Consider the following 12,389-nt stretch of genomic DNA (forward strand, 5'->3'; position numbering starts at 1 on the left):
CGGGGCGGGGCGACATCCGGTGTCGCCCCGCCCCGACCTCACGGCCCGGTGCTCAGTGGGCGAGCAGGTGCGAGAGGAAGCCGATCGACGGGTCATCCGGGGTGCCGACGAGCAGGGCCCGGTCGAGCAGGCCGTTGTTGTGCTCGCAACTGGTCTCCGGCAGCATCACGCAGGCGTGGCAGGCGGCCAGGTTGGTGCCGCCCGTGCCCGAGATCTCGGTCTCGATGCAGAGCGGGTCGGCGGAGCACCACTCGGCGCGGTGCACGGCCGAGTGCACGGCCCGGGCGAGCCGGTCGACCTCGCCCTGGGCGACGAGTCCCCCGAGGCTCCCGGCCGAGTCGCTCGTGGCCGTGTAGATCAGCACACCGGCCATCTCGTCGCCCGAGTAGATCCGTTCGCGCAGCGATGCCGCCGGGTAGCCCGAGTCCAGACTCCACTCGTTGATCATCACGTGCGCGAAGGTGTGCAGCAGCGCCATCCGCGGGTCGGCGGGGGAGAGCGGGACACGGGTCGGGTCGGAGGCCCGCTCGGTGAGGACCTGCTGGTGGCGGCGCCGCATGCGGGCCACGCGGTCGGCGACGCCGGGCAGTTCGGCCCAGCCGTCGACCTTGTCCTCGTCGAACCGGAGGAACACCCCCTCGCCGTGGACCTCCATGGCGGGGAGCCAGTCGGTGGGGGCGAGGGACAGCTGCGCCTCGTGGCCCTCGGAGGAGGTCTCGGGGTCGATGACCCGGGTGAAGGCCTTGAGGGCGCGGACCTCGCGGAGCTTCTTGACCAGCATCGGGGTGACCAGGCCCAACCCGATCAGGGGCTTCTCGTCGCCGGTCGGCGGCTCGCAGACGAACTGCTCGGTGTGCTGCCCGGACTCCTCCGGGTTGCCGGCGCACAGGCGCTGGTACTCCAGGTCGCGCAGGGCCCGGTAGCGCTGCTCCTGGTCGCGGTCGGGGGCGGCGTCCTCTCCGGAAGAGTCCTCGGCCTCCATCGCGGCGACCAGGTCCAACGCTTCCCGGGCACTCACGGGGGACGGAGTCCCGTCGAAGATGTGCTTCAGGTGGATCTCCATCTCGACGAGGCTGGTGCAGCCGCGGAGCTTGTCCCAGTGCTTGTCCAGGGCGTTCACCCGGGTGTCGCTCCACGGCGGGATGGACAGGGCCGAGCGGAGCACCGGCTGCCAGACGGAGGACGAACCCCGCTGGAGGGTCCGGGGCGTCAGGGAGCAGGAGAGCCGGGGCGCGTCCTTCAGCCACGGACGCTCGCCCCTGCACCCGATGTTCAGGTCCTTGAGGGCGCCGGCCCGGAAGGAGCCCTCCATGGATACCTCCGGCACCCCGCAGGAACAGGAGAGCACCACCGAGCGGAGGGAGGAGGTGCGGCCTGAGGAGTGGAGGCTCATCCGGCCGTCGCAGGTGACGGCCGGGCCCTCGCCACGCCGCCGTCGGTGCAGCCAGTCCCGGTACGGGAAGTCGGAGACGTGTCCGTCCTCGCAGGCGACCACGAAGCGGGAGGGCACCAGCGGCTCGGCGCACTCGCCGCACTCGTTGCGGCCGGGGGGAGGGTTGAACTTCGCGACGTGGTCCAGCGCGTGGCATTCCGGGCAGTGGTGCCAGAGCGGGAAGCGGCGCACCCGGATGCCGTCCCGGCTGTCGTCGCCGGAGGCGGGCGGGAGACGGAAGTGCCGCACGCCCAGCACCCGGGCGAGGCGGGGCTCGCGGATCACCGGTGCTTCGTCGCGGGGCCACTGCTCGGCGGCGCCGTCGATGCCCGCGACGATGAAGGACTCCTGGTCGACGGCGATCAGCGACCCCACGCCATAGGTGGTGATGGCCTGGGCGCGACGGACCGCACCGCGACGGGGGAGGGTGCGGGAGGGCGCGGCGGAGCCGGCGGCGCCGCGCCGGCGACGGGACGGGGGCGGGGTCATCGGGATGCCTCCATGAACAGGGCGGACTCGGCGTCGACGTCGCGCAGGGACCACAGGGTCTCCCACGCCTCGACGTCCTCCAGGGCGTCGTTGTAGGGCTTGAGCAGCGAGGGGACGGAGCGCCCGCGCTTCGGTTCGTAGTACAGACCGCCGTGCGCTTCGGCCTCCTGGTACCACCAGTCGACGAACTCGTCGAAGGCCGCTGCGACGTGGGCGACCTCCTTGGCGGCCGTCTCCTTCGGCGAGACACTCCCTACTCGTTCGAGGATCAGCGGGCGGATCGTCTCCCGGAGTTCGTCGTGGAAGAGGTGGATCCTCCCCGCGTCCTCGTCCCGGCGGGCCGCCGGGATGGCGATGCGGGCCAGGGCGACGATCACCGCGTGCAGACCGCGGGCGCGGGCGCGGGCCGAGAAGGGCGTCACCGAGGTGGACTCGACCTCCCGGTAGAGCGCGGAGTGGAAGTGCTGGAAGTTCTCGTAGTGCGAACGGTCCCGGGAGCGACCGGCGTTGAGCATCACGGCGACCAGGCCGGGGTGGGCGCGGCCCACCCGGCTGGTGGCCTGGATGTATTCGGCGGTGGTCTGCGGCTGGCCCATGACGGCCATCAGGCCGAGTCGGTCCACGTCAACGCCGACGGCGATCATGTTCGTGGCGAGAAGCACGTCGACCACGTCCGCCGGGTCACCGTCCGTCAGTCTGCGCTCGATCTGCTTCAGTCGGGCCGGGATGTCGCTGGCGTCGACCCGGCTGGTCAGCTCGGAGTGGTTGCCGACCGAGCGGGGGTCGCACCCGTCGCGATCGGCGAGGTGCTCCAGGTAGGCCACGACGTCGTCGTGGACCTGGAGTTCGGCGGCGGACAGCAGGCGCAGGCTGTTGAAGTAGCCGACCAGCGTCCAGTACGCGTCGCGCACCTCGTCCACGGTGTCGGCCCGCATCGCCTGGTGGAGCAACGTGGCGTAGGTGCGGATCAGCAGGGTCGACTGGCTGGTGCCCGGAGCGAGCAGGCCCACGTAGCGGCGGGACGCCTTCTCGACGGCCGGTGTCTCCACGGCGAACCAGGAGTCGCGGGCGTCCAGGCCGGCGGGCGGGAACTGCCGGACCTCGCGGGAGAACAGGGCCCTGCCCTGGTCGGCGGCGCGGCGGATGGTCGCGGTGGACGCGATCACCTTGGGGCGGTCGGCGAGCACGTCGACGGCCGTCTCGTACAGGCCGGTCAGAGTTCCCAGTGGCCCGGAGATCAGGTGCAGTTCGTCCTGGACGATCAACTCGGGCGGCGGGGTGGAGTCCTGACGGTCCCGATTGAAGAGGGCGGCGGTCCTCTCGCGCCACGGCATCGAGGCGAACTTGTCGACGGTGGCGATCACCAGGGTGGGCCGGGCCGCGTACACGGCCTGGTCGACCAGGTGCACGGGCAGCCCGTCCGAGAAGTCGCAGTCCGTCCCGGGACAGCGCACGTCCATCCGCTCGGCCTCCGGGTCCACCGAGTAGCGGTGGGCGTCGAGGGCGGTGCCACACCAAGGGCAGGCGTGCAGTTGGACGGGGTTCTCCGTCTGGAGCACCCGGCCGGCCCGGGCGGCGTCGAGCTGCCGGGAGGCCACCTCCAACGTGTTCGGCGTGGCGGAACGGCCCACCCACATGCCGATGGAGATCTCCTCGTCGCCGAGTTCCCCGGGGTTCTCCCGGCGCAGCCGCTCCATGGCGCAGATCAGGATCGCGGCACGCTCGAACTGCTGCAGGGTCAGGAGACGTAGTGTGTACCGCATCAGGACGGTGACTCCGCCGCCGGCCGGCCCGAGCCGCTTGCGGCGCAGGAAGGTGGTCAGCGCGATCAGACCCAGGTACGCCTCGGTCTTGCCGCCACCGGTGGGGAACCACAGCAGGTCGGACACGCCTCGGTCGGGGTGCTCCGGGTCGTCCACCCCGGCCAGACAGAGCAGGATGAAGGCGATCTGGAACGGGCGCCAGCGCGCCGAGGCCGGGTCCGGCTCGCCGGTCCGACCGCTCTTGACCCAGGCGGCCCGGGCCCGCTGGGTCGCCATCGCCCGGTTGGCGAGTCGGAACGCCCACATCAGGTCGGGCTTGTCGCGCAGTAGCGCGATGCCGCCGCGGATCCGTTCCAGGGCCTCGCAGCATGCGTGGACCTGCTCGACCGCGGCCCGCTCGTACGAGGTGCCTGCGAGTGCGGCGACCTCGTCCCGCTTCCGCTCGATCCACCGTTCGTAGCCCGTGGCCAGCCCTTCCAAGGCGGCGACCACCTCGGCGTCACCGGCCTCGGCGAGGCCGAGCATGGTGAGGGCCCCGGCGTCGATCGTCGGGTTGGAGTCGGTGAGCAGCACCTCGTGGGTCGGCACGAACTCGGTGCGCACCTCGGTCACGCCCGCCCGTACGACGTCGGTGAGGCCGATCGGGGGCGGGGTCCAGTCCCAAACGGCCGCGCAGCCGTGACCGGTGGCGAAGGTGGGGGCGTGCCGGTGGAGCAGTCGGCCGGTCTCCAGCTCGGGATCGACGGCGGACAGGGTGGTCGGGCGTTCCACGAACGCGCTCGACCCGTTGCCGGCGCGGACCGTGAGCCCGGTCTGGAAGAGGGCGAAGGCGTCCTGCAGTTCCCGCTCGCCCACCGTGCGGCGGTTGACCAGGGTGACCGTGACGGTGACCGTGCCGGTCGTCGGCGACGGTCGGCGCACGTGCACCTCCAGCCGGGCCGTGTCGTCGAGGTCGTGCGAGGCGCCGCGGCCGGGCCGGCGGACGTCGACGCGGGTGTCCGGCAGGTCCAGCTCCACCCGACGCCAGCGCTCCCGCTGGTCGGAGGTGGTGCGAGCCTCGCTGCGGCGGGCCGAGACCTTGCGCCCCTCGGCGTCCTCCGGCTCGTAGACGGCGGCGCGGGCCGAGACCACGATCTCCTGGCACACGGCGAGGTCGACCGCGAAGGTCAGACCGACGCTCGACGGGCGCCGGTCGCCCGAGTCGGGGCGGTCCGTCGTTCCCCCGGACTCGTCGGGACCGCCGCTCCTGCTCACGGGCTCCTCGTCCAGGCCGTCCTGCTCGGCGGCGTCCTCCAGGAGACGACGGCCGGCCTCGGGGTCCGCCGGGCGGGGGTAGAGCACCCCGACCGGGTACCGGGTGATCGGGGCGTCCTGGTTCAGGACCTCGGCGCGGTCCTCGGCGGAGGCGTCGAGGTCGGGGCCCAGCAGCTCCCGGCGGAGCCTGGCCACCAGGTCCTCACGAACCTCGTAGTGCCCGGCGTGCCGCCCTGCGTGGATGGTCATTCCTGCTCCTCCTCGGTTCCGGCGGCGCGCCGGAACCGTCCGATTCCGCTGATGCGTGGGGCGATCCACACCCCGTGGTCGCCCAGACCCGCGTTGGTCCCGGCCGCCGGGCTGCCCGCCACCGACTCCAGGCAGTCGACCCGCAGGTCGGCGATCTCCTCGGGCCACCGGACCTCCCAGGTCGCGCCCACCTTCAGGACGGAGTGCAGCTGGCTCCGAAAGGCCTCGGAGGCGTCGCCGATCTCCCGTCCCGCGTGCAGCAGCGCGTACCGGGGGCTCTGCTCGGGGCCCGTGGGGAGGGCGTCGCGCAGCCGGAACGTGACCGCGTCCCCCGGCCGCACCCGTTCCAGCAGGTACGCCTGGGCCCCGGGGGCGTCCGTGGGGGCGCCGGCGGGCTCCACGGTCTCCACGTCGCCGGCCCGCACCTCGACGCCGTCGCGTCGCCACCTGTGGCTCGGGTTCGGCACCCCCCGGTACCAGCGGCCGGTCGGCTTGTGCCGGAGCACCGTCACCGTGTCCGGCGCCGCGATCCGGTACAGGTCCTCCCGGGCCCGGGTCATCGCCACGTAGAGCGCGCGAGCCTCGGCGGGGGCGTCGAGGTCCCCGGTACGACGGCGCAGCTCGGCCACGGTCGGCGGGGCCGTCAGTACCACCCGGTCGAACTCCAGGCCCTTGGAGCGGTGCACCGTGGACACCACGAGCCGGCCCGGTTCCGGATCGGCCAGTTCGTCGGGGAACCGACGCTCCGCCACCAGCGCGCGCAGCCGCGCCACGTCGAGGGTGCCCCGACCGGCGCCGCGCGCCGCCACCCGCAGGGAGCGCGTCACCCGGTCGAGGTCGGTGCCCTCGGGCAGCGGGACCGCGGTGAGCAGCTCGCGCAGCCGTTCCTCGGTGAGCGTGGTGGCCCGGGTGCGTCGCAGCACCTCGGCGACCCAGTACGGCACGGGCCGGTCCCGGAGCGAGCGGCGCAGCGCGTGCGGGACCCCTCGGGTGTGCAGCAGCTCCGAGAGGACCAAGGCCTGGCGGTTGTCCCGGCACAGGATCGCGCAGGTGCCGGGGAAGGAGCGCAGCGAGTCCAGGGTGAACGAGTCGGTGAGCGGGCCCAGGTCGGGGACGTCGAGCAGCAGTTCGCGCAGTTCCCCGTGGAGCCGTTCGGCTGCCGCGTCCGCGCCCTCGGGCGCGCTGCCGATGCCCTGGACGGCGGGGCCGAGCGGGAGCGCGGTGCGCGCCTCGGGGGTGACGGCCCGGAAGTTCCGGGTCAGCCGCAGTTCCACCAGGTCGTCGGCGTAGGAGATCCGCACCCAGCGCAGGAACAGGTCGGCACGGTTCGCGTACTCCTCCGGGTCCTCGATCTGGAAGTCGTAGATCGCCTGGGCGGGGTCGCCGACCAGGGTGAACCCGCAGGAGTCCTGGAGGCGGTCGAGCAACGACTCCACCAGTTCCCGGCGCGCGCCCACCAGGTCCTGCACCTCGTCGACGATCACGTGCGTGGGCGGGCCGGACTCCAGGGACTCCAACGCGCCCTTCTCGATCGCGTCGGTGGCTGCCCGGATGCGCGCTTCGAAGGAGAGCTCCGACCACTCCCCGTCCGGGTACGCCTGCCGCAGCAGCGAGTACGCCCAGGAGTCGAAGGTCTGCACCCGCACCCGCCGCGCGTGCTCACCGTGTCGGGCGATCCGGTCCCGCAACTCGCGGACCGCGGCGCGGGAGAAACTGAGGACCAGCAGCTCGGAGGCTTCCAGCGCCTCGTCCGGGTCGGCGTGGCCGACGAGCGCGTCCATGCGGCGCACGAGCGTGTGGGTCTTGCCCGTACCCGCCCCGGCGGCGACCAGGAGACGGGTGTCCCACGGCCGGTCCACCACGTCCTGCTGTTCGGTCGTGAGGACGGGGCCGTCCTCGGGGGCGGGGGTCACCGGGCGCTCCAGAGGTGCTCGAACCGGGTGAAGGCGAGGGCGGTGTCGAAGTTCAGGATGTTGTCCCGGACGTTGAGGATGAGGCAGGTGTCCTTGCCGCCGTTGCGGGGGCCGCGCAGACCGCGTCCGATCATCTGCTGGTACACGTTCGGGCTGTAGACGGGTCGGGCGACGACCACCGCCCGGGTGGCCGGGGCGTCGAAGCCCTGGGTGAGGACACCGTAGTTGGTGAGCACCCGCACCCGGCCGTCGCGGAAGTCCCGGACCCGGGCGCGGCGGTCGTTGTCGGAGGTGGTGGAATCCACCGAGGACGCGGAGATCCCGTGGTCCATCAGTCGCGCCGCCAGGTACTTGGCGTGCTCCACCGAGGTGGCGAACACCAGCACCGGCCAGTTCTCGTCCGTCGCCGCGATCTCCGCGACGATGCGGCGGCTTCGGTCGTGGTCGTCGGCCAGCCGCTGTTCGGCGGCCTTGGACAGCAGACTGAACTGCCGGGCGTTCTCCCGCTCCTGGCGGGACAGCTCGATGGTGCCGCCGGTCAGCTCCTTGTGCTCGACCCGCGCGAGCACACCCAGTTCCTGGAGGTGGCCGTAGGCGTCGCCGGAGGGGAAGACCCCCTCGTCCAGGCGACGGGCGCCGAACCGGTTGACCAGGCGGCGGGTCTCCTCCTCGTTGTGGCCGCGGAACGGCGTGGCGGTGAGGCCGAGCAGGTGGCGCCCGGTCCGGTGCTGGGTCAGGCCGAGCAGGTCCAGGATCCCGGTGTAGCTCGGGCCGGTCGCCACGTGCGCCTCGTCCACCACGACCAGCGCGGCGTCCCGCAGCCAGGCGTACCGGTCGGTGTCCAGACACACGCGCAGCTTGGCGTCGGTGGCCACGACGAGCTGCGGCCCGTCCGTCACCGGTGCCGCCTCGTTCGACGTCCACAGCCGGTTGATCGTCAGCCGGTCCTGCGCGCCCGCCCGGCTCCAGACGAACTGCCAGCTCTGAACGGCTTGTTCGCACAGTTCCTCGGTCTGGGCGATCCACAGGATCGGGCCCTTGAGCGCACCGGTCTGCTTGACCCAGCGGATGACGGCCTCGGCGGTGACCCGGGTCTTGCCGGCGCCGGTGGGCAGGGACAGCATGGCGCGCTGCGGGGTGAACCGGTCCAGCATCTCGTAGATGTTGAGGGCGAGCCGCTCCTGGTAGTCGTGCAGGCGGGGGAAGTCCTGGGGGCCGTCCACGGTCAGGCTCTGTTCGAGCGCGGGGGCCCGGTAGCCGGCGAAGGGTGCGGGCAGGCCCAGGTCGGCGACGAAGGAGACCGCCGCGGATCCTCCGGTGTAGGAGGACGGGGCGCTCGGGATGCGCTCCTGGATGTCACGGGCGTGGGTCTTGAGCACGGTGTCGCCGTGCGCGTTGTACGCCATCTGCGCGATTCGCCGCCCGGTGGGCTCCTGTCCGTCAGGCTCCTGGCGTTCGGCCTCCATCAGGCCGGCGGGGAGCCGGTCGCGCAGCGCTTCCGCGCCGATCAGCAGCTCCAACTTGGCCGTCACGTCGGGGGCCTCGCGGATTGCCTTGAGCTTGGACCGCAGCTGCTCGTCCTGTTCCTGACGTGCTTGGGCGTCCAGGACCGCCCGGCAGCCCGCTTCTCCCATTCGCAGACCCAGTTCCCGGTCCACGGCCCGGAGCGTCCCGAGCCGGTCCAGCGAGTCCAAGACCTTGATCACATTGCCCTGGCGGGCGCTCTCCAGCGCCTTCGGCTTGGTCCCGCTCGGGGTGCGGAGGACCTCCTCCAGGGTGGAGCAGCGCAGCAGGGAGTACGTGCCGACCGCGGTGCCCATCTTCTGGCGCAGCGTCGGGAACTCCTCGACCAGCGGAACGGGCTCCACGTTCGACTCGTGCCGGGTCTCCCGGGTGATGACGTCGTCGTGGCGCAGCATGCCCCACCGCTCGACCATGAGGTCGGCCGACCCCAGGTCCGGCATCAGCAGGGCCGGCACCCGCTCGGCCTGGAGCGAGCGGTACTCCTCCGGATCCGCGGCGACGGCGATCTCACCGTCCTCCCGGGTGTCCCAGGCCTCGCCGACCCGACACCGGGTCAGAGACCCCTCGGGGAAGTCGATCTCCAGTCGGGTCAGCAGGACGTAGGTGGAGCCGACGAAGGCGTCGTCCTCGCTGTCCTGCAGCTTCTCCAGGAGCTGCTCCCACTGCTGCGGGCGGACCTTGTCGACACTGTCCGCGAGCCCGAGCTTGCGGGCCTTCTCGGTGCTGATCGCGGCCACCGGGAGCACGTCGCGGTACGCCTCCAGCTGCGGTCCCACGGCCTCCTTGAGGGGCTTGAGCCCCTGTGAGGTCCGCACCCGACCGTGGCGGTTGAGCATCCAGCGGATCGGGGAGGACACCGGCCTGCGCGTGTCGGTCTGTGCTCCGATCTGAAGGGTCCAGTTCGTGAGCAGCGCGTCATCGGGCAGAGCCTGGAGGAAGGCCGCGCGGGCCTCCTCCGAGAGCCGGGGAAGCAGGTGCAGCGGTCCACCGACGGGGGAGCCGTCGATCCTGGTCCTGGCCAGGGTCGGCCGGCTCGCCCGGTCGTCGAGCGTGCGGCAGTACGCCTTGTGCACGGCCTCCCGGTACTCGTCGAACCAGGGGTCCGGCTCGGGACCGTGACCGGAGGTCGGCCGGTCCCGCAGGCCCCACTCGCGGAAGAAGCCCGCGTCGTCGGAGTGGAAACGCATGTCCACCGCGATCTCGGGGTCGCTCTCGGCGGTGACGACGGGGCCGGGAACCATGCAGTCGCGCATGAGGCGGAAGCGGCCGTCCGCGGTCCGCACCATCAGGGTCTCCGCCGGCGCGGGGACCCGCTTGGTCACCTCGTGGCCGACCACCGACGCGCCCGCCCGGTGGAACAGCTCCCAGAAGCGGGTCCATTCCTGTGTGTCGTAGGAGTCGAAACCCTGGTCGAGGACGCTCACGAAGCGCCCTCGCACGTCGGCCTCCTGGATGCCGAGTGCGGTGAGGGCGGAGGAGAGCGACGGGTCGTCGGACAGGGCGCGGTCGACGTAGACCAGCGACTCCCGCAGGCCGTCCTCCTCGGTGCGCCGGTACACCACGCTACCCAGCGGAGCGACCAGGCCGTGCTCCTCGGTGAGCACGATCCTTGCCCTGCGGGCCTCGACGGCGCAGGCGGCATTCGAAGCGATCATGTCGGCGACGATCCGAACGGCGGTCGCCGACGCCCCGGCGGAACCGTCGGAGACCAGCGCCTCCAGCCACGCGACGACCGAGGCCCGCTGCCGGCCGGCGGCGCCGAGGACGTGCTGGACCTTGCCCGCCCGCAGGTCGGTGGCCTCGACCGAGGGGTGCACCCAGGTGCGGGGCCGGCCCGGGTAGGCGTGCCAGGTCCGCAGCCAGCGGTTGACCGCGGCGCCGTCCTTCCCCAGGTCCGGGTGGACCTCCAGCTCGTCGGGGGTGCGCAGGACGCCGTCCTGGTCCGGCAGCGACGGACGCACCGCGGTGGCGGCCCAGATCTGCTCGGTGAGCAGGCGGTCGGCCCAACTGATCGTCTCCACGCCCTTGGAACGGCCGGGCAGCAGCGGGAGGTACGCGCCGGGGTCCTCCGCAGGGGCGAGTTCGGGCAGCGACTCGACCACCAGGCGGGCCGCGACCCGGATCATCTCGACGTTGAACGGCGAGGAGTCCAGCAGGTTCTGCCGGTCCTCGTTGGTCTTCCAGGCCCCGTTCAGGATGCCGCTGAGGGTCATCTCGTACTTGGTCGGGAAGAAGGACCAGAACCTGCCGCGCCCCCGCGCGTCGGGGGCGCCGAGCAGGCCGGTCCGCTCGTCGACGCGGTAGGCCGGGACCGCCCAGGCCACGTCGACGGACAGCCGGTCGTGCAGCTCGCCGGCGTCGCGACGGGCGGCCTCGGTCGGTTCGTGGACGTGGGTGAAGACCCGCCACTGCGAGGTGGCCGGCGGCCTGCCGACCCGCTCCTCCTGGATCGTGTGCAGGTTGCCGTTCCGCTCCGACCGCAGGGCCCGGCGCGCGACCGGACGGGGCCGGCGGTCCTCCAGGACCACTTGGCCCACGTGCGGGGAGAACAGGTGGAAGCCGGAGGGGAACTCCTCGCGGGTGTCGTGCGCGGCCGTGCCCTGGTGGCCGTGCATGTCCTTGGACAGCCGTTCGGCTGCGCCGGGCAGGAGCTTCAGACGGACCACTGTGGTCGCCCATTCCAGCAGTTCGTCCAGTACCGGGTCCCGAAGGCGTTCGGCCGCCATGTCCAGCTCGCGGGCCATGCGGAGCACGGGCGCCTCGAAGTCCTCGCCGAGCCGCTCGCGCACCCCGGGAACGTTCCGGATCCGCTCGTACGACCAGGCCCGGTCGAAGCCGAAGCTGCCGTCGAGGCTGAAGAATTCGGGCGCGTCGGTCACCACCAAGACCGACTTCACCCCCACGCCGAACCGGCCGATCTGCCCGCCGCGCTTGCGGGACATGCTCATGCGCAGGATGGTCTCGGCGCCCTGGGGTGTCACCGGGTCGCCCTGGTTGGCGCAGTACAGGTGGGTGCCGGTGAGGACGACGTGGATCCGACCGCCGGGCTCGGCGAACAGCTCGTCGGCCGCGTTCTGGGCGAGCTCGAAGAGCTGCCGGTCGCCGTACCCGCCCTGGGTGATGCGGCGTTCGCCGTTGGCGTGTTCGGGGATCAGACCCGGGTCGATCGCGTAGGTCTCCAGGACGCGGAGGGACTGCTCGACGACGGTGCGGATCACGGGGGACTGCGGGTCGGCCACGAGGGGTTCCACTTCGGCTGCGGAGGGGCGGTGGGCTGCGCTGGGAGTCGGACGTGTCGTCAGCTGGCGCGGCGCACGGTGAACCTGACGATGCGCTGGCACCGGCCCGGGGTGCGACGCGGGCGGCGGGCCCGGGCGTCGGCGTCGCGAATGGCGTTCCGGTACGTGGCGACCATGTCGTGGTCGATGCCGTACAGGTAGAGGTAGGCGCCCAGGTCCTGCGGGGCCTCGTGGGTGAGCCGGTCGTACGTGGAGACGATGGAACGCATGCGGTGGAGCGGGGAGTTCTGCGGCGACACCGGAGGTACCTGCGCTTTCGCTTTCGTGGACTACGCGACGAAGTGGTGCGAGGTGGTGCAGGAGGGAACGGGGCGCGCGAGAATCCGCGGAATCCACAAAGCGATTCCGGAGGCGGCCGTGATGAATTCCCCCCAGGAAAACAGACAAACCAAGCCCGTTCCGGGGCTGCTTCCGCAGTGTCCGCTGCGGAAGTGGCGACAACTCTGCCACGGAAGCCATCGGCACG

5 protein-coding genes are annotated in these 12,389 nt (G+C 72.2%); all 5 read right to left on the reverse strand.

Annotated features, from left to right (window positions below):
- Positions 1-52: 52 nt before the first annotated feature.
- The 5 genes from AB0D10_RS03755 to AB0D10_RS03775 are packed head-to-tail and all read right to left on the reverse strand — an operon-like array spanning position 53 to position 12,132.
- Complete coding sequence (locus AB0D10_RS03755) at positions 53-1,921, reverse strand: DUF1998 domain-containing protein (protein ID WP_360250712.1); 1,869 nt, start codon at positions 1,919-1,921, stop codon at positions 53-55.
- The gene (locus tag AB0D10_RS03760; RefSeq protein ID WP_360250715.1) at positions 1,918-5,187 is read right to left on the reverse strand and encodes a helicase-related protein; all 3,270 of its coding nucleotides are present in this window, start codon (positions 5,185-5,187) and stop codon (positions 1,918-1,920) included. The genes AB0D10_RS03755 and AB0D10_RS03760 overlap by 4 nt, the downstream gene beginning before the upstream one ends.
- Entirely contained in the window at positions 5,184-7,100 is a 1,917-nt protein-coding gene (locus tag AB0D10_RS03765) for a UvrD-helicase domain-containing protein (protein WP_360250718.1), read from the reverse strand. Before AB0D10_RS03765 ends, AB0D10_RS03760 begins: the two co-directional genes overlap by 4 nt.
- Entirely contained in the window at positions 7,097-11,863 is a 4,767-nt protein-coding gene (locus AB0D10_RS03770) for a DEAD/DEAH box helicase family protein (protein ID WP_360250721.1), read from the reverse strand. Before AB0D10_RS03770 ends, AB0D10_RS03765 begins: the two co-directional genes overlap by 4 nt.
- A gap of 59 nt (positions 11,864-11,922) precedes the next feature.
- Positions 11,923-12,132, reverse strand: a complete 210-nt coding sequence (locus AB0D10_RS03775; protein ID WP_360250724.1) for a hypothetical protein — start codon at positions 12,130-12,132, stop codon at positions 11,923-11,925.
- Positions 12,133-12,389 lie beyond the last annotated feature (257 nt).

This window comes from Kitasatospora sp. NPDC048545 (genome assembly GCF_040651155.1).
Taxonomy (GTDB): domain Bacteria; phylum Actinomycetota; class Actinomycetes; order Streptomycetales; family Streptomycetaceae; genus Kitasatospora.